At 43.4% G+C, this 17,342-nt stretch carries 18 protein-coding genes; 8 read left to right on the plus strand and 10 right to left on the minus strand.

Translation table 11 applies throughout. The annotated features are described in order from the left end of the window. Positions 1-10: 10 nt before the first annotated feature. Together xseB and xseA are read right to left on the minus strand one after the other, a co-directional pair. Positions 11-238, minus strand: a complete 228-nt coding sequence (gene xseB, locus JGK16_RS18750; RefSeq protein WP_293176136.1) for an exodeoxyribonuclease VII small subunit — start codon at positions 236-238, stop codon at positions 11-13. 5 nt (positions 239-243) lie between these two features. Beyond that, entirely contained in the window at positions 244-1,404 is a 1,161-nt protein-coding gene (xseA, locus tag JGK16_RS18755; protein WP_293191178.1) for an exodeoxyribonuclease VII large subunit, read from the minus strand. A 127-nt stretch (positions 1,405-1,531) separates the two neighbouring features. On the opposite strand from xseA, the gene JGK16_RS18760 reads away from it, so the two are divergent. Further along, the gene (locus tag JGK16_RS18760) at positions 1,532-2,290 is read left to right on the plus strand and encodes a hypothetical protein (RefSeq protein ID WP_293203325.1); all 759 of its coding nucleotides are present in this window, start codon (positions 1,532-1,534) and stop codon (positions 2,288-2,290) included. 136 nt (positions 2,291-2,426) lie between these two features. Here JGK16_RS18760 and gmk read toward each other — a convergent pair whose 3' ends face one another. The 4 genes from gmk to JGK16_RS18780 all read right to left on the minus strand — a co-directional run bounded on the left by gmk (position 2,427) and on the right by JGK16_RS18780 (position 7,703). Further along, positions 2,427-2,990 (minus strand): guanylate kinase, encoded by a 564-nt coding sequence (gene gmk, locus JGK16_RS18765; protein WP_293191176.1) that lies wholly within the window; start codon positions 2,988-2,990, stop codon positions 2,427-2,429. 78 nt (positions 2,991-3,068) lie between these two features. Beyond that, on the minus strand, positions 3,069-3,335 hold the full coding sequence (gene remA / locus JGK16_RS18770; RefSeq protein WP_172193250.1) for an extracellular matrix/biofilm regulator RemA: 267 nt from the start codon (positions 3,333-3,335) through the stop codon (positions 3,069-3,071). A 908-nt stretch (positions 3,336-4,243) separates the two neighbouring features. Then, a complete protein-coding gene (locus tag JGK16_RS18775) occupies positions 4,244-6,346 on the minus strand; it encodes a M3 family metallopeptidase (protein ID WP_293191174.1) in 2,103 nt (700 codons plus the stop codon). A 535-nt stretch (positions 6,347-6,881) separates the two neighbouring features. After that, a complete protein-coding gene (locus tag JGK16_RS18780) occupies positions 6,882-7,703 on the minus strand; it encodes a hypothetical protein (RefSeq protein ID WP_293191172.1) in 822 nt (273 codons plus the stop codon). 127 nt (positions 7,704-7,830) lie between these two features. Here JGK16_RS18780 and JGK16_RS18785 point away from each other — a divergent pair, with 127 nt between their 5' ends. Both JGK16_RS18785 and JGK16_RS18790 read left to right on the plus strand, forming a co-directional pair. Beyond that, positions 7,831-8,049, plus strand: coding sequence for a hypothetical protein (locus tag JGK16_RS18785; RefSeq protein WP_293191170.1), 219 nt, complete (start codon positions 7,831-7,833; stop codon positions 8,047-8,049). Between the two features lie 88 nt (positions 8,050-8,137). Beyond that, positions 8,138-8,272 (plus strand): hypothetical protein, encoded by a 135-nt coding sequence (locus tag JGK16_RS18790; RefSeq protein WP_293191168.1) that lies wholly within the window; start codon positions 8,138-8,140, stop codon positions 8,270-8,272. Positions 8,273-8,434: 162 nt separating this feature from the next. Here the strand turns inward: JGK16_RS18790 and JGK16_RS18795 are convergent, their stop codons facing one another. The 3 genes from JGK16_RS18795 to JGK16_RS18805 all read right to left on the minus strand — a co-directional run bounded on the left by JGK16_RS18795 (position 8,435) and on the right by JGK16_RS18805 (position 10,862). After that, positions 8,435-8,878, minus strand: coding sequence for a hypothetical protein (locus tag JGK16_RS18795; RefSeq protein ID WP_293191166.1), 444 nt, complete (start codon positions 8,876-8,878; stop codon positions 8,435-8,437). Beyond that, on the minus strand, positions 8,859-9,335 hold the full coding sequence (locus tag JGK16_RS18800) for a type II toxin-antitoxin system antitoxin SocA domain-containing protein (RefSeq protein WP_293176157.1): 477 nt from the start codon (positions 9,333-9,335) through the stop codon (positions 8,859-8,861). Before JGK16_RS18800 ends, JGK16_RS18795 begins: the two co-directional genes overlap by 20 nt. A gap of 147 nt (positions 9,336-9,482) precedes the next feature. Beyond that, positions 9,483-10,862 (minus strand): NB-ARC domain-containing protein, encoded by a 1,380-nt coding sequence (locus tag JGK16_RS18805; RefSeq protein WP_293191164.1) that lies wholly within the window; start codon positions 10,860-10,862, stop codon positions 9,483-9,485. A gap of 229 nt (positions 10,863-11,091) precedes the next feature. Here JGK16_RS18805 and JGK16_RS18810 point away from each other — a divergent pair, with 229 nt between their 5' ends. The 5 genes from JGK16_RS18810 (at position 11,092) to JGK16_RS18830 (ending at position 16,766) form a co-directional block, all read left to right on the plus strand. Continuing rightward, entirely contained in the window at positions 11,092-11,643 is a 552-nt protein-coding gene (locus tag JGK16_RS18810; protein WP_293191162.1) for a COP23 domain-containing protein, read from the plus strand. Between the two features lie 120 nt (positions 11,644-11,763). Continuing rightward, complete coding sequence (locus tag JGK16_RS18815) at positions 11,764-13,368, plus strand: serine protease (protein ID WP_293191160.1); 1,605 nt, start codon at positions 11,764-11,766, stop codon at positions 13,366-13,368. 16 nt (positions 13,369-13,384) lie between these two features. Continuing rightward, on the plus strand, positions 13,385-14,458 hold the full coding sequence (locus JGK16_RS18820) for a trypsin-like peptidase domain-containing protein (protein WP_293191158.1): 1,074 nt from the start codon (positions 13,385-13,387) through the stop codon (positions 14,456-14,458). 32 nt (positions 14,459-14,490) lie between these two features. After that, on the plus strand, positions 14,491-15,609 hold the full coding sequence (locus JGK16_RS18825) for a protease inhibitor I42 family protein (RefSeq protein WP_293191156.1): 1,119 nt from the start codon (positions 14,491-14,493) through the stop codon (positions 15,607-15,609). 122 nt (positions 15,610-15,731) lie between these two features. Further along, positions 15,732-16,766, plus strand: a complete 1,035-nt coding sequence (locus JGK16_RS18830) for a C1 family peptidase (RefSeq protein WP_293191154.1) — start codon at positions 15,732-15,734, stop codon at positions 16,764-16,766. A gap of 214 nt (positions 16,767-16,980) precedes the next feature. On the opposite strand, the gene JGK16_RS18835 is transcribed toward JGK16_RS18830, so the two are convergent. Further along, positions 16,981-17,274, minus strand: coding sequence for a TIGR03792 family protein (locus JGK16_RS18835; protein ID WP_293149554.1), 294 nt, complete (start codon positions 17,272-17,274; stop codon positions 16,981-16,983). Positions 17,275-17,342: the final 68 nt, after the last annotated feature.

Raw genomic sequence — 17,342 nt, forward strand, 5'->3', positions numbered from 1 at the left:
AAATCTGCGGTTAAAAATCCGGTTCCGCAGCTAAAAGTTCGATCGCCAAATCCATCTTATCCTTCCCCCGCGCCAGAAAACCTTCGCACTCCTGCAAACACTCCACAGCCACCGCAAACTGCTCAAAAACCTCCTCTAGAGGCAACTCTCCCGACTCCACTCGATCGATAATCGCTTCAATTCGATCGACCGTTTCCTCATAATTCCAGCCAGACTGACGCAACTGCGAGTTAACCATAACATTTATTCTGCATCCAAAACTTCCACAATCTTAACCTTCAGCACACCGCGACTCAACCTCACCGTCAACTCCTCGCCCAATTCCAAACCCTCAGTTTGGCGGACAATCGTACCGTCACCTTGGATTACCGCCGCATAACCCCTTTCCAAAACCGCCGCCGGATTTAGCGCCGCTAACTTTTCTTGCAATATCTCCAGTTTACCAGTTGCTTGCCGCAAAGTTCGCGATGTCGCAGGCAACCGTTTTAAGCGATTTTGTAGCTGTTGCAAATGCTGTTCTTCTTGCTGAAATCTTGCCCGCACAACACTTGCTAAATTAAGCATTCTCTGCCTGTGTTCCCAGTAAATATCTGCTAAAATTGGTACGGCTTGAGTAGCGGCCGCCGTCGGAGTATGCGCTCGTTTATCTGCTACTAAATCTGCCAGAGATTCGTCTCTTTCGTGGCCGATGCCTGTAATAATTGGGATTGTGCAATTCGCGATCGCCCTGACGACTCTTTCATCGTTAAAACAAGCCAAATCCTCCGCAGAACCGCCGCCCCGCCCTAAAATTATGACATCCGCCCTACCGTCCAATTCTACACGGGCGATCGCCCTAACAATCGCAGCAGCAGCCAAATCCCCCTGCACTCCTGTCGGCGACAGCAACACCTGCAAACCCGGATATCTCTGCGCTAACGTGCGCTGAATATCCCCCCACGCAGCGCCAGTATCCGATGTCACCACCGCCACAATCTGCGGGTGTGCGGGAATCGGGCGCTTTCTGGCGCGATCGAAGAAACCCTCAGCTTCCAAGCGCGATCGCAATTGCTGCAACCGCAAAGCCTCCAATCCTTCCCCACCCGGTAGCGATTTGGAAACAATCAACTTGTAATCCCCGCGAGGTTCGTAAACCTGAATGCTTCCGAAAACCAGCAATTGCTCGCCTTTTACGGGCATTCGTCGCAAGTTTTGCTGTTGATAAGTCCACACCACGCAGGTAATCGCAGCGCTTGTGTCGGGATCGCGTAGAGTGAAATAACAGCCGCTGGAATGCCGCGAAACGTTCGACACCTCGCCCGTTAGCCAAATCGATCGCAGGTTGCGATCGCCCTCCAGCAATTCTTTCAGGTATGATGTTAGTCCGCCCACCGATAACGTTGTGTCAGGGAAAATTGAATTCATTAAACAATTGTAGATTTGAGATTTGAGATTTGAGATTTAGGCTACTATATCTAAGGTATTTATTTGTAAGTCTATCCTCTGCGAGGGCTTCTCTACCGGCGAAGGTAAATTAACAGCAAACAAACTAATGATATCAGATGTCATGACTTCGATGAATGTGCTGCGCCAAGAGGCTGCGGCGATCGGCATTACTGATGCCGAAGCCAGAAAATATGGCGATCTCAGACATAAAAGAACTTGGTCTTTGGCGATCGAACATCACCTCTCGATGCAAGATTTTGCCGATCGCGAAGCCCTCGAAGAAGATCGCACAGCATCCGATTCTGACAGCGCACTCAGCCGCTCTCAGACTGAAGATTCTAAAGACTACGGCATTCAGCTAACGGCGAACCTGGGTGAATCTGGAGTCAAAACAGATAACAAAACAGCATCTGGGGCTTCGTTGCAACAGCCAGGAATGGCGATCCTCTTCGAGGGCTTCGCTAACGGGCGATCGCCCAACAATTCCGATTACCGCACCAACCCAAACAGAGGTTTTAAACAAGTAGTTCAAAACCACATTAAAGCATTGACAATTGCCTCAGCATCCCGAACAATTCAGCTAAATTCACAACTCAACAATTGGGTTTGTCCCGAGTGCAGCCCCGAGGGCGAATCGGGTTGTCACCTGTGCGCCGGAGAAGGCAATGTCAGCGACATTGCAGCTATTGGCTGGACACTAGCTTATATGGAAATGTTGGGATGTTCTGCTCGCGAAATAGAACCGCTCAGGAAATTTTCGCCTGCGTCCGAAACTCTAGAATTGAATTTAAAATCTTGTGTTGCTATCAAGAAAAGTACCGAAGTTTTAGCGCGTACAGAAAAATGGGTAATTGGTAATTGGTAATTGGTAATTGGTAATTGGTAATTGGTAATTGGTAATTGGTAATTGGTAATTGGTAATTGGTAATTGGTAATTGGTATATGCCCAATCGTCCGCGAATCTTTCGCTCGAAAGGCTATAATATCAAATCATCATCATATCATTTCCGGTCGCTGACAAACAACACGGATTCTAGTTTTTTTAAAGCAACTTCTAAATCGTCGTTGACAACTTGGAAGTCGAATTCGCCCGCAGCTTCAATCTCCTCTTTAGCCCGCAGCAACCGACGGGCGATCGCAATTTCGGAATCTTGACCCCGACTCCGCAGCCTGCGCTCCAATTCTTCCCAAGAAGGAGGTAAAATAAAAATTCGCAAAGCTTCAGAAAACTTATTTCTAATTTGCCTTGCTCCTTCGAGTTCAATTTCCAGGATTACCCATTTTCCCTCGCCGATTCCCTGTTTGAGAGCAAAAAATGGAGTACCGTAAAAATTGCCAGCAAACTCAGCCCATTCAGCCAATTCGCCAGCCTCAACCATTTCCTCAAAACGGCTGCGGCTGACAAAATAGTAGTGTTGTCCCTCAATTTCTCCCTCGCGGGGCTTACGAGTTGTCACCGATACCGAAAGATATAATTCGGGATGGCGGTTGAGGAGCGATCGCACTAGGGTGCCTTTCCCCACACCGCTAGGCCCCGTCAGAACAATTAATTTACCGGATTTCATTTTTAGAAGAGAAACGTGTCACAATTTGAGTTTTCGCTTACTCTAGACTGTAAGTGCTCAAATTGCAACCAACAAACCTCAATCATCCCGACCTTGACCGTCTTTGCCGATCGCAAAACGATTAGCAACCGTTTCCGGCTGAATCGCCGAGAGGATAACGTGACTCGAATCAGTAATAATTACCGCCCTCGTGCGGCGGCCGTAAGTAGCATCAACCAGTTGTCCGCGCTCCCGCGCATCAGTAATTATACGCTTAATTGGCGCTGACTCGGGACTGACAATGGCAATCACTCGGTTAGCCGACACAATATTACCAAAGCCGATATTAATTAATTGAATATCCATGAATATCTCAATCTATAGGTGAACAAGTAACTATCAATCCTTACTTATTATCATATATAAATACATTTTTTCTGGCAAGTTAAAATTATTCATAACAAAAAGTTTTAAATTTTCACCTTCATTTTTTGCTCTTTTTTGAAGCAGAGTCTGCCAATCTTTATCAAAACTTTAAAAAACTACCGCTGGTGACCGCTGGATGTTAAAGATTCGGTAAAATTCTCAATTTTTCGTTGCGAATAAAAGCTTTAGCTGTATGGAGAAAACCGCCAGTAAATGTTGCGAAATATAAAGGAAGTTTCAGGTGGAGGGAAAGTTAAGTACCATCACTGATTAATGATAGAAAATATTCACGAAAGGCAGTTTATACTGACAGTATTGAGATTGATGCTGCTTTGATGGGCCTTCAAGCTAATCCAAAAGCTGCTGGCGATTACCTACGGGATAGCCACGTGGCGCGTACATCATCCCCAATCTTTTTGTGGCAAATTGGGGATGATGTGCCAAACTACAGATGTTTGTTGCATGATGTTCTACAAAAAAAATGTTTCGTAGTGAGGACTTTAGTCCTATTAATACCAATTTAAAAGTGTTACTATAACCCTTCGATATTGTTCTTATAAAATTAGGTACGTTGTTGGGCTTTAGCCCTCTTTAGAAGTATAGATAAAGAGGGCTAAAGCCCAACAACGTACCTTTATTTATTAATATGAAAGTTGCGTCTAATACGCCATCCGAACTTTAAGGGATTAGGGATTAGGGGGAATCTACCTTAAGTGAACTGTATTGGATTATATGTAAATAAAAATTATAGGACTAAAGTCCTCACTACAAACTTTTTAATCCCGCTTTTTAGCGGGATTAATGCAGATGAATTTACCTGCATTAATCCTCAATTATTGGACAGTTTGTTAAGCCGCAACTAAACCGCTGTGTCTCAACAAAGCTTTAGTGCTCGGTTCGCGTCCTCGGAATGTTTTAAACACTTCCATCGGGTGCAAACTGCCACCCAATCCTAACACTGTATCTCGGAAGAGTTTACCTGTAGAGGCGATCGCACTTTCATCTTCCAAACCCGCCTCCTCAAACGCCGCAAAAGCATCAGCACTAAGGACTTCCGCCCATTTATAGCTGTAATAGCCCGCCGCATAGCCGCCCGCAAAAATGTGTCCGAAAGCGCACAAAAATGCGTCTTCTTCCAGAGGAGGCAAAACAGTTGTCGTTTTAGCGATGCGGTTGCGGACATCCGCCACAGTTTCGCTGCCGCCCGATCGATAGCGGTGGTGCAATTCAATATCAACACTGCTAAAATGTACTTGCCTGAGCATGGCACTGCCGCTCATGTAGTGGCGCGCTGCTAACAGCTTTTGGTAATAGTGTTCCGGCAAAGTTTCCCCAGTTTGGTAATGTTTTGCCATCCCGAACAAAGTCGCCCTATCGTAACACCAATTTTCCATAAATTGACTGGGCAATTCCACCGCATCCCACTCAACATTATTGATGCCAGAAGCCCCCGGATAGTCTACCGTTGTTAGCATATGCTGCAAACCGTGGCCGAATTCGTGAAACAAAGTTTCTACTTCCACAAAAGTCATTAAACTCGGTTTCCCATCAACCGGAGGGCTTTGGTTGCACACCAAATACGCCACAGGTAAGCGCGTTGTTGTTTTTCCCGCTTCCACAAACTTAGCGCGCACCACGCACTCATCCATCCAAGCACCGCCGCGCTTTTCTTCTGGGCGGCTGTAGGGGTCTAGATAGAAATTGGCGATCGCATTTCCGGCTTCATCATCTATTCTAAAATAGCGCACGTCTTTGTGCCAGACAGGAGCTTGACCGTCCGTCGCCGTTACCGTCACGCCGAACAGCCGCTTTACTAATCCAAATAACCCCTCCAATACCTGCGGCAAAGCAAAATAAGGACGCAATTCTTCGGCACTAAAAGCAAACTTTTCTTCCCGCTGCCTTTCCGACCAAAAACCAATATCCCAGTGCTTCAAATCCTCAGCTTCCAGCGCACCTTTAGAGGCAGCAAAAGCTTTTAATTCTTCTAAATCTTTGACAGCAGCATCGTAGCTAGCCAAGCGCAATTCTTCTAACAAAGCTTCCACTGCTGTAACGTTAGGAGCCATTTTGCTCGCCAAGCTCAATTCGGCATAACTGCTAAACCCGAGCAAAGCTGCTTTTTCGTGGCGCAGTGCTAAAATGCGATCGGTCAAAGGCCAGTTATTCAAATCTCCACTGCTAGCTCTGCCGATCAAAGCTTTGTACAACTTTTCGCGCAAATCGCGGCGAGTGCTGTGCTGCATGAAAGGCCCGTAACTCGGAAAGTCTAAAGTAATCCGCCAAGGGCCATTTTCGGCATCCGCATTTTCGGCGCCGGCACTGCGAGCCGCTTGAGCTGCTAAACTCAACAAACTCGGCGGTAAACCGTCAATTTCGTCTTTGTTTGTGAGGGTGATACTGAAAGCTTTGGTAGCGTCGAGGACATGATTGGAAAATTGAGTAGTAATTTCTGCCATTTCTAATTGAATGGCATTGAAACGCTCTTTTTGCTCGCCTTCTAAACCGACGCCGGAGAGTTGAGCATCTCGGAGGGAGGCTTCGACAATTCGCTGTTGAGCTGGCTCTAAACTGTCCCAATTTTCGCTGGCCCGCAGCGCTTTAAAACCTTCATAAAGCGGTTTGCTCTGACTGAGCTTGCTCGCAAATTTTACTACTTCTGGCTGCACTGTTTCGTGAGCCGATCGCAATTCCGGACTATTTTTCACCCCCATCAAATGTCCGACAATGCTCCAAGTCCAATTTAAACGCTCTCCGAGCCGCTGCAATGGTTCTACCAAGCCGCTCCAAGTCGGCTCAACAGAGGCTTCTAAGGCAGCTAACTCGGCTTCTAGTTCCGTCAGCAGTTGCGTAACGGCGGGGACTACGTGTTCTGGTGCGATCGCATCAAACGGTGGCAATCCTTTGCCAATTAATAACGGGTTATCAGTAACAGTTACGGTTGCGGTCATTTAATTTTCTTGTAACAGGTTGAAAACAGGTGAACTAGACAGATTACCTTTTCAATTTGTAACACAGTTGTCTAAAAAATTCGACTCCAGCCGGGAGAGGGGGAGAGGAGGAGAAGGGGAGAGGCGGAGAAGGGGAGAGGGGGGAGAAGGGGAGAGGCGGAGAGGGAGAGAGGGGGGAGAGGGGGAAAATCTTCCTTCTGAGTGATGACTAACGATCAATTACAACTGACTAAGGAACGAAAATTTAATAACTTATAGATATTTGTGGGATGGGCGTCCCGCCCGTCTTTTCGGGACGGGCGGGACGCCCATCCCACAATAATTAAAATTGTAAGTTATTTAATTCTCATTCCTAATGAACAATTACAACTGCGAACTGCCAACGGGTGTATCTCAGTTTTGCATTTGTAGTGCTGTCCCCGCTCGCGTATTGTACAATACGCGAGTGGGGACAGCACTGTAAAAAAAAATGCTTTTTGCCAAAACCAGATGCTCCCCTGCCAACTGCCAACTGTCAACTGTCAACTGTCAACTGTCAACTGTTTTGCAACTCCTTGACAACCGAGATTAAGCGCTTGAGATGAGGTTTGACAACTTCTTGCTGCTCGTGTTCCAAACGGTGAATTTGAGCTTGAACTACAGACAAATCCGGAGTCGATTGGTACGCAGGAGCTTGCACTTGGCTTTGCAGATTAGCCATAACTTTCTGGATTTCCAAAAATCGAGTATTTACTAATTCCCAGTCATCTCGGGTGAGAGCAGTTTCTGTCAAGCTCTTCATCGCACTTTGCAGTTGTTCTATCGCCTGTTCCACAGCTTCGATATTTGTCGGTTGGCCCACCGATAAATCTTGCATTTGTTCCCTCACCTGCTGGCGAACATCGAGCACAGCAGACGCCACAATTTCTTGCAAAGAAGCTACCGACTCTCCCAAACTCAGCAATTGCCGCTCAATGTCGATCGACTCCTCAAAAGCTGCATTCCTAGGCAATGCAGCCATTTGCTGGCGCAGCGCTGCAATATCTGCTGACAAATGCCTCCGCAATTTAACAATTACCGTTACCGCCGTTTTTTCGACCTTATTTACAGACTTTTGTACTTGGGCCAATTCCGAAGTTTGATGAACCCGCACTTGCTGCTCGAACCGATACCGATTAGCCACATTCAGCGACAAAGCCAAGGTTAGGGGAGCCACCCCGTAAAAAGCTTGACCAGACACTGCCACCGCCAAGGAACCCAAACCAGAGGCCGCCAGAGAGGCGTACTCTGCCACCTCCAGCCAGTGCCTTTGAGGAAAACTTGGCCTCAAGCGGTTTCTAACAGAGGGGTTTGGCTTCCGCACGGCTCTTTGGGTCATAGTATTTTCTCGTTGTTGGTAAGGTTGCGAGACTGGGTGGAGCATTCATTTATATCCTTTTTTCAGTTATATGTTTTTGATTATTGCCGCGCACTCTTCTATTTTTACCTAATTCAGTAAGTTAAGGATGATTGACACATTATTATGTATTTGCTTGTGGTCTTGCTGTCGCCCACAATTGGGGCTGTTAAAAGCTGAGCCCCAAGGCGCCCTCTATTTTACAGGACGGGGGCGCGATCGCAGGCAGGCGATCGACAATTGCTGCACAGGCCAGTCGATTTTAGATTTTCCATTTTTCGATTTGAGATTAAAACTGCCACCTACTGAGGGCGATCGAAGCTTTTAGGCGATCGGTAGTTGCGTTTTTGTTCGTGCATTGGTATAATTTACTTTTTCTCAATTTCTCAGATATAATTTACAGCAAGACTTGACAAATGAAATCAGAAAAACCCGAAAATGCCGATCGGCTCAAGTCTATTCTCAGTATCACAATCTTTATCATCCTCGTCCTAGCAGTCGGCTTTTTAAGCGTTAATTTTATTTCAGCTCTCTATGCTAAATTTGCTTAAAATTAGGACTTACGCATGGGGTTCAGAAACCGGGTTTTTTGCGATAATATTTCGTGAGTTCCACAGAATCGGTAAAAAACCCGGTTTCTTTAGTCGAAGTGCACAATATCAAGGTCGGACACGGGAGTGTCGTGTCCTGACCGTGGGTAGTTTATTATAATTTCAACTGTAAAGATTGTGCTCTGGATCTAGCCAGACAATATAAAAAACATTTTCACTAAAAAATCCATGTACCCTGCCGTATTCATTAGCAGAGATTTGAAACTGGTAGGGCATATTTACTAGCGCAGATTCATTGGGAATTCCGAAGCCATTAGGTTCGGTAGTATTTTGCCAAGCTATGCCATGACAACGCAAACTTTTACTCTGATTATTGATAACTTCTTGAGCATTCAATTGCGACAAATCCCGCAGCCGTCTCAATAGAGATGCTAGATACTTAGCATCTCTACCGCCAATTGAGAACTTATTTTTCTCATCCTGATAATACCTGAAAGAAAAACTAATTCCTTCTGGAATTTGGATATTGACAACCTCTCTCCTTGCCGAAGATGGTTGACTGCGAATCTCTGTATCTTGTCTTTTTTTATGCTTCTTCGATGACACGGCTTTTGTAAAATTTTTTCATTGATTCCTTGGTAATAATAGCATGAGAAGGTTCATCTTTTGGCAACTCACCTCTAGCATTAATCCAAGGATCTTCGCGTCGCACCATCAATTCTAACTCATAGGCATCCCGAAAGAGGTAATCATCGGATAACTCGTCTAAAAACTCTTGTACTTCTTTGGGAAACTCTGGTTTTTCGACTTCTTTCAGAATTGGCTTAAAGTCAAATTGTTCTTTGTATTCATAAAATAAAGCCGGGATAGTCGGCCCGTGTACCCAAGCTTCAAAATCTTCATCAAACAGCGGTGTATCTTCAAAGGCTAAATACCATGCTTGGGCGTAGTACAAGAGTTTTTGTAGCTTGTGGTTGCTGAGGTAGGAGCCTACATCATTCGCGAACCAGATGTAGTAATCAGCGAGTTGGGAGGCTGTTGTGACTGTAGTTATTGTTGTCATATAACTCGACTCAATATGTTTTGTATTTTATGATAGCACAGTCACCCTCTTTTATGATTTGGCGGTTGAAACCGCTACTACACAAACAAAGTCTGCCTCCGCAGACTAAGAAATAAAAGGCTTATTGATATTAGTACAACATCTCGGTTACAATCCTTTGATATACTGCTTCAGTACAGGTGAGAGAGTGTAAAGACTTCCCTGTTTTTCAATCAAACAGCGCCGCGATAGAGATTGCAAGGCGTTTAGCAAATCTGATGATGATATTTGTCCATTTTGGAGCAATTTTGCTAGGTTGACTGGCTGGTTTTCTTTCGCCAACAATGACAGGACTTGTTTTTCTAGTTCGGAAGTGCGATCGAACTGCTCATCTAAAACATCTTTCAAATCTTCCGGCAACAATATGGTATCATCTATTAATAAGTCTGCCACACCGATTCCCAACTCTTGAATCAAAGTCGCCACGCTTTTTAACCATAACGGATTGCCTTGGTAGCGGTGAATCAGTGTTTCGCAGTTATCGATTTCTGTTAATCCTTTATCTCTGAGAATTTTCCGTGCGGCTGCGGTGTCTAAACCAGTGAGTTGTAAGGTACGAATGGGAGTATTTTCGCTTGTGAGTTGAGGAACTTCTTTCGGTGGTTCCCAACCGATTAGCAGAAAGCAACTGTGATGAGATAATTTTTCTATCTGTTTGAATAAAGAGCGATATTCTTCGTATTTTGGTTGATACTTTCCTGCTAATTCGCCGCTAGACAAAAGGTTGTGAACGTCATCCAAGACTATTAAACAGCGATGGTTTTGTAAATATTTAATTAGTGGTAAGCGTTTCTGGTTGGTTGGGGATGAATCTAGGTTTTCGGAATTGGAAAAAAGCTGTATTAGGTTTGATTGAAATTTATCGATGGTGGGGAATTCGTCTAGCGTGCACCAAACTGCGTACTCAAACTCGTGTTTGATTTGTTGTACGAGTTGGACTGCTAGGGATGTTTTGCCGATTCCGCTGATACCGGTGAGGGTGATGAGGCGGCAGTTTTGTTGTAGAATCCAGGTTGTGAGGGTTTGGAGTTCGTGGGTGCGATCGAAGAAATTACCCAACTCCGGCATTTCGCTTAAATCTTGATGTAGAGTTTTGCTTTGTTTTGAGTTAGATGTTTCTTGATTTGGTGGGTGTGAGTTTCTTTGTTCTGGTGGGTGTCTAGCTTCTCCACAATAATTAATATTCCTAATTTGCACAGAGTCTTGTGCAACATTTGATGAGAACAAGGAGACTTGCAACCTCTCTATTGCCGAAGATAAATTTGATTTACTAACATCTTCCCCCAACTCTTCTGAAAGTATTTCCCATAACTCTGCGCCCACTTTCCTCACACTACTTTCCGAACAGTCAAAGTCTTTGGCTATGTGCTTGTATGTCTCACGCTCTAGAGTGCCTTTGAGTACCGCTGCTTGTAAATCGTCAAGGTGTTGACCAGTTTTCTCGAAGACTATGCGATCGGCGAGAGTTAAGGCTTCTTTAAGATTCATCTGATTAGGGAGATATGATAGTTTTGTGTATTGTATATCACATTTGAAAACATTATAGTACATTTTTATCCTTTTTTGTACAAAATTCTATTAAAAAGAGTGAAAGCAGAGGAAAAAGGTTGACAAATTTGAACTTTTTTGTGCTAGACAAAAAAAATAGGATTGAATACAATTCAAAAAAAGTAATTGAGTAGCAGAATCCACTATCACCTACAAAAAATAAATAACCATGAGAAATGCGTTCTTTCAAAAGTTTATTGCCACTGTCCTACTAGCGGTTGGTACTGCAACTGCCATTACTCCACCCAGTCGCGCTCAAAACAACACCGGAACTGTTTTCTATTGCGGTACAAGCAATGGTGAACCAGCCACAATTGTGAAGACAGCTACAAAAGGGGAAGTTCCGCTAATTGTCTGGGTTTATCCAGGTTTTGGTTCAGAATTTACACCAGAAAAGCGCTGTCAGATAGTTTCTCAAAGGTTCCAGCAATACTACGAGGACGGAACTCTCGATTTCATCACTACTGAGCGAATCAGAGGCTACGATACTGTTTGCGCTGCTCGTACTCAGGGTGGCACTTGCGAAGGTCGGGTATTATTCACGCTCCCACCTAGTCGAAATGCCAACGATGCGATTGAGCAAATATTTAACTTTTCAGGTCCTTATCGGAACAATTGCGGTGTCTCCGAAGCTTCAAGGAACGCTGGAAAAGTGTATATCGACGTAAAAAGTTTCATTCAAAATCGGTCAAATCCTAACTGTCGGAAAAAAGCAAGTTAACCTCTGGTGGGTCGGCTTCCAGTCGGCCCACTACAAATGAGAGACAAATTACCCTGCCTAAGAAAATAGCTATTAGGCTAACTTAAAGTCAACTTTATCTAAGCGGCAATTATTAATTTTATGAACTTCTACTCATATAAAACTTTTGCCAGCATTAGCATTTTTTTTCTAGCATTACAAATACAGCTACCAAGCTGTAGCAACAGTCTAGCTAAATCAGTTTTTTTCGGTAATTTAACAACTGAACAGCAGTCAACTCTGCAAAGAAACAGGTTGTGTGAGATAGCACGTTCCATAACTGTGGTGATTTTATCAGCCGATGGGAAGCCGCTAGGCTCAGGATTTTTAATCCACAAGAAGCCAGCCGACAACAAACAAGGCTTTCTTTATAAAGTTGTTACTAACGGTCACGTTATCCCTCAAGGTTCATCCTATGAAATTAAGACTGCTGACGGAGCCATCTATAAAGCTATATTAATCGCTAGATTTGATGAACCTGAAACAGGCGACGATATAGGAATATTACAGTTTTCAAGTAAGAATGACAACTACGAAATTGCTAAACTAGCGCCTGGGCTAGCTTTATCTCCTCAAAGGAAAGATCGAGTTTTAGCTGCCGGATTTCCCGTGACAACAGGCATACCTAAACCTCCAGAATTTGTCTGTACTGATACAGGAGAAATTTCGCTTGTAATTGAGAAACCGATGAGGCGCGGCTATCGTATAGGTTACTTTCTAGACATTCGCAAAGGCATGAGCGGAGGGCCACTGCTCAACCTTGAAGGTCAAGTAGTTGGGGTTAATGGCAAGAACAATAACCCGATCGGCGGTGGAAACATTTTGTATACGGGCAAAGATGGTTCCCTCGTTCGCGAATTTAGAGAATCGCGAGATTTAGTCATTCGTTCTAGTTGGGCAATCCCGATAGAAGCAGTTGTGCCACTAGCGCGATCGCAAGGCATCAACATTGCCACCTTAACTACCCCCCGATCAGAAATTGAGGATCAACAACCGAAACAAACGGCTACTGCTTCTGATCCGAGTATTGTTCCAGACAATTCCTCTACACCTCTTGCTTCCCAAGAGCCAATATCAAGGTTAGAAGAGCTAGCTCGACAAATTACAGTCAGAGTGCTAATAGGAGATTCCCAAAAATCAGGAGTTTTAATTCGCAGAGAATCAGAAAAAAAAGGGCAAATTTATAGTGTTTTAACTTATGAGCGAACTTTGGAGTCAAACTCCTATCGAATTCAGACAAATGACAATCAAATCTATAATGCCGATCTGTCTAGGAGGTTAGTCCAAGCCGATGGTAACAGACTAATAGAACTAGAGTTTTTTAGCACTAATAACTATCAAGTCGCCTCTCTTGGAGATTCATCTTCTTTGATTGAAGGGAAAGAAGTTTTCGCCGCTGGATATCTCTTGGAACCAGATTTGTCTCGAACACGAGATAGATTTAAATTCACAAATGGCAAAATAAAATTTTTAGGCAATGCTGCTAGTGGAGTTGGACACCTAGGATTAACTAGCAACATTCAAGAGGGAATGATTGGTGGACCGCTACTGAACAGTCAAGGAAAAATTGTAGGAATTAATAGCAGACACAACTACATCAACAGTGGATGGAGCATTGATTCCGATACAAATCCAGAAGAGCCATATAGCTGGGCAATTCCCATTAATATTTACACTAAATTAAATCGTAACAAAGCACTTTATTAACCAGGATATTAATTGAATGAAGAAGTGTATCAGCCGATTTATATTAATCTTCATAATAAGTATTATAGCTGTAGTTATTTACCCTCTACTAGGAACTACTATACCGAGCAGTGAAGTTGAAAATATTGCTAGAGAAGTAACAGTTTTAATTAAGACTCCTGACCCCTTAAAGCAGGGAGAATTTATTAAGGCTGGATCGGGAGTAATTGTAGGCAAAAAGACTAAAGAGGTTAACACTTACTATATCTTAACAGCCAAGCACGTTGCAACATCTAGCAAGCAATACAAGATAGTAACTCCCGATGGTATTGAGCGCGATATAACCAATGCTGAAGTAATCGAAATGAATAGTACAGATTTAGCTTTGCTAACGTTGCGTACAACACAAACTTATAAAATACCTAGTTGGGGTGATTCTGATAAATTGACCGCACAAGATACTATTTACATTTACGGTTGGCCGAGTTCAAAATCATTCCCTGAGTTCACTGCGGGTAAATTTGTAGATAACAGACTCCTATTATCGAATGAAGGTTATGGCTTAGTCTATAGAGATGCTAAAGTTGAAAATGGCATGAGTGGTGCTCCAATTTTTGACTACAATGGTAAGTTAGTTGGCATTCATGGAATTGAAAGGGGAGGGTTCGGTGGGGAAAGGCTCAGCTTATATCAAAGAGGAGTTTCAATAAATTCTTTTTTAAATGATATGCTAGTTTTAGGTTTAACAGCGCCAAGCGTTACTTATCTAAAATTATGCAATCAACAAAATTCCAAAAAAGAAGTACAGTTTGTATTTGCTAAAAATTCTGGACAGAATGGATGGGTTACAAGGGGATGGTTTTCAATTGAACCTGACTCATGTCGAACTGTTGCCATAGGAGAGGAATATCAGGGGATAGTTTACTTTTATGCAGAAGATAGTGATGGCAATTGGGGTAAGGGGCAACAATCTTTTTGTGTAAATAACGAAGCATTTTCCATGAAAAACAGTGATACAGTTCCTTGTAATGGTAGTAACCAAAGACGAGTCAATATGGTCGAGATAAAAGTTTCTCCTGGAAAACTAACCACTCAAAACCTTACAGGCTAATAGATGCGGTATATTAATTGAGGCATTGAGTCATGAAACATCTATTTTTTTTGCTCGGAATTATTTCTATTACCACTAGCTTAGGATTAGCATTAAATTCGATTGGCTACTCTTTGCAAGCTAATCAGATATTTGCTGCTGAATCCAATACAAATACAGTCTGTGATTCTAGCTCAAAGATTTCTGCCAGCGTCAGTATGACCGATGAAAATAACGGTCAAATAGTAAATTTAAAAAAAAGTCAGATTCTATTTGTTCGGTTAGCTAGTAATCCAGGCACTGGTTACGGTTGGCAGTTAGCTGAAAGTAATAAAAACCAACTTAAACTACTGAAAAATCCCGTTTTAGAACCTGCAATAAACCCGCAGCTAAATAGTACAATTTCTCAAGTATTTCACTTCCAGGTAAAGTCTGCTGGCTCCAGTGTACTAGAGCTTCAAAATCAGCCTAAAGGGCAAAATAAGACCCCCTCTAACCAAATCTATAGGCTGAATGTACAAATATCCAGCATTCCTGTAAGTCTTGGTGTGAATGATTCAGACAATAACAGGGAGGTGAACTTAAATTCAGGCGACATCTTAGTGGTGCGTTTAGTGACTAATCCAGCTACAGGTTATAGTTGGCAATTACCAGCAAATAGTCAAAATAAGCTTAAACTTTTGGAAGATTCTGTCGAAAAGCCAACGGAGTCAAAGCCTGGAAGTACAGCTTATCAAGTATTACGTTTTCAGGTAAACTCTGCGGGTTCTAGTTTGCTGGAACTTCAATACAAACCTCAAAGAGCCAACAATAGTCTTCCAGACAAAAACTATCGAATTTATGTACGAACTAACACAAAAAATGGATTTATCAGGCTAACTGACTCAGACAATGAGCGTCAAATTAGAGCAACTGTTGGCAATATTTTAATTGTTCGATTAGGGACAGGCATAGGAAATGATTACAGTTGGCAAGTAGTGAAGAATAGTTATGAAAAACTTGCACCATTGGGGAAGCCAGTTTTAGAACAGACTGGAAATCAATACAAGGTTTTCTGTTTTCAGGGACAATCTCTGGGTTCCAGCCTTTTAGAGTTCCATTACAACCGTCCTTGGGAAAAGGAGCAACCTCCTTTAAATACTTATAGGCTTAATGTACAAATTCTTAACTAGGTGTTATGAAACGCAACCAAAAATTTCTTCTCCTCTTCCTTGCAGTGTTAATGATTTTCGGTACTTGGCAATTTTCCTCTAGTGCTGACTTTTCTTTTGATCGTTCTAATCTGGATAATAAAATGTCTCAAGTTAGTCAATCGCGACTCCAACAAGAACTCAACAAAATGCGTTCTAGAGGCATAAATCCTACCTTTACAGTAGGTAATAATCCCGCTTTAAATCGACCCCTGAATCAATTAGCAGGAACTAGACCGCCACAAAACTGGTTAGGGCGAGCGCGTCAGCAAAATCTGTCATCTTCACGCCTCCTGCGCTCACTCCCCCGTAGCCCTGGCCAAAGATCATCTGTTTGTTCTGCCAGTGCTAGTGCTTTTGACTGGCGCAGCTTAGATAAAGTTACTCCCGTCCGCAATCAAGGCGCTTGCGGTAGTTGCTGGGCTTTTGCTGCTGTTTCAGCTTTTGAGTCGAGTGCACTGTTCCACAATAATTTAACTTATCAGCAGGTACAGAACTTTGCAGATGGCTCAGAACAGCAAGTTCTCAATTGTAGCAAGCCCGGAAGTTATGGTTGTGGAGGGGGATGGTATCACTCTGCCTTTGAACTTATGACGAAAGAAGGTTTGGCGTTAGAACAATCGATACCCTATCAAGGAAGTGATTTACCTTGTCCATCTATTGGTAACAATTTAAAATTTCAAGCTGAAACTTGGAACGCTGTACGAGATGATACAGACATTCCAAGCGTCTCTGACCTAAAACAAGCTTTGTGCGAACATGGTTCTTTAGCTGTAGCGGTAACTGTGACCGAATTGTTTCAAGCCTACACAGGTGGAGTTTTTAATGAAAACGCATCACAGAATGTTAACCACGCTGTCACCCTAGTTGGGTGGGATGATAGCAAAAAGGCGTGGTTAATCAAAAATTCCTGGAGTACAGGTTGGGGTGAGAATGGCTATATGTGGATTGCCTACAACAGTAATAGTATTGGATATGCGGCTGCATGGGTAGATGCCAGGAAGTATTTGTCACCGGAAAATCAACCCGATCGCCCATATAATCCACCCTCACCAAATCCACAACCAACTATACAACCTCGTCCGCAACCAACTCAACGACCCATCTGTCCTCCCGGAACACCTCCCTGGAAGTGCTGAGTTTAAGAGCGATCGCTGTCTGGCATAGATTGAGTTTCCTCCCTCAACCCAACATTTATCGGCTTTTCATGTGACTTTAGTGAAGCGCGATCGCCCTACCAAAACTCATAGCGATCGCCCTTTCGTGTTTCTGACGACCGATCGCCTAAAATGAAAGAGCGATCGCCCTTTATACCAAATACCAAACACTGCGATGATTGTACGAGTTGCGATACTAATGCAAAAACTTGCGAACTTGATATTCGCGACTTTCGACGATCGGCATTTGCAAATCCCCCATTTTAGCATCCAACTCATCGATTGTGCTTTGCGGCACCGAGTTCCACTGTTCCCTAGTTTCCCAGCGAATCAACATCAGCACCTCATTTTCCACCGCATCCACCCAAACTTCTTTGCCCAAATAACCGGGAAAACTTTTGAGTCCGGCCGTCCAAACTTCTTCATCTCGCAGAATAAACTGTTCCCATTTTTCGCGAGGTACTTTAAATCTCAGCCATTCAATTACCATATTATTTTAGATTTTAGATTGTAGATTGTAGATTTTGTAGGGTGCCTCAGGCAAAAAATGATTGGTAT

It is taken from the genome of Microcoleus sp. PH2017_09_SFU_O_A, assembly GCF_020738625.1.
In the GTDB taxonomy this organism is placed as follows: Bacteria; Cyanobacteriota; Cyanobacteriia; order Cyanobacteriales; family Microcoleaceae; genus Microcoleus.

Excerpts from the sequence above, each read along its gene's own strand:
- JGK16_RS18775 (WP_293191174.1), bottom strand. The coding sequence starts at position 6,346 with ATGACCGCAACCGTAACTGTTACTGATAACCCGTTATTAATTGGCAAA.
- remA (WP_172193250.1), bottom strand. The coding sequence starts at position 3,335 with ATGGATATTCAATTAATTAATATCGGCTTTGGTAATATTGTGTCGGCT.
- xseB (WP_293176136.1), bottom strand. The coding sequence starts at position 238 with ATGGTTAACTCGCAGTTGCGTCAGTCTGGCTGGAATTATGAGGAAACG.
- JGK16_RS18760 (WP_293203325.1), top strand. The coding sequence starts at position 1,532 with ATGATATCAGATGTCATGACTTCGATGAATGTGCTGCGCCAAGAGGCT.
- JGK16_RS18790 (WP_293191168.1), top strand. The coding sequence starts at position 8,138 with ATGAAATCAGAAAAACCCGAAAATGCCGATCGGCTCAAGTCTATTCTC.
- JGK16_RS18820 (WP_293191158.1), top strand. The coding sequence starts at position 13,385 with ATGAAGAAGTGTATCAGCCGATTTATATTAATCTTCATAATAAGTATT.
- JGK16_RS18810 (WP_293191162.1), top strand. The coding sequence starts at position 11,092 with ATGAGAAATGCGTTCTTTCAAAAGTTTATTGCCACTGTCCTACTAGCG.
- JGK16_RS18800 (WP_293176157.1), bottom strand. The coding sequence starts at position 9,335 with ATGACAACAATAACTACAGTCACAACAGCCTCCCAACTCGCTGATTAC.
- JGK16_RS18815 (WP_293191160.1), top strand. The coding sequence starts at position 11,764 with ATGAACTTCTACTCATATAAAACTTTTGCCAGCATTAGCATTTTTTTT.
- JGK16_RS18785 (WP_293191170.1), top strand. The coding sequence starts at position 7,831 with ATGATTGACACATTATTATGTATTTGCTTGTGGTCTTGCTGTCGCCCA.
- JGK16_RS18825 (WP_293191156.1), top strand. The coding sequence starts at position 14,491 with ATGAAACATCTATTTTTTTTGCTCGGAATTATTTCTATTACCACTAGC.
- JGK16_RS18805 (WP_293191164.1), bottom strand. The coding sequence starts at position 10,862 with ATGAATCTTAAAGAAGCCTTAACTCTCGCCGATCGCATAGTCTTCGAG.
- gmk (WP_293191176.1), bottom strand. The coding sequence starts at position 2,990 with ATGAAATCCGGTAAATTAATTGTTCTGACGGGGCCTAGCGGTGTGGGG.
- JGK16_RS18780 (WP_293191172.1), bottom strand. The coding sequence starts at position 7,703 with ATGACCCAAAGAGCCGTGCGGAAGCCAAACCCCTCTGTTAGAAACCGC.
- JGK16_RS18830 (WP_293191154.1), top strand. The coding sequence starts at position 15,732 with ATGTCTCAAGTTAGTCAATCGCGACTCCAACAAGAACTCAACAAAATG.
- xseA (WP_293191178.1), bottom strand. The coding sequence starts at position 1,404 with ATGAATTCAATTTTCCCTGACACAACGTTATCGGTGGGCGGACTAACA.
- JGK16_RS18835 (WP_293149554.1), bottom strand. The coding sequence starts at position 17,274 with ATGGTAATTGAATGGCTGAGATTTAAAGTACCTCGCGAAAAATGGGAA.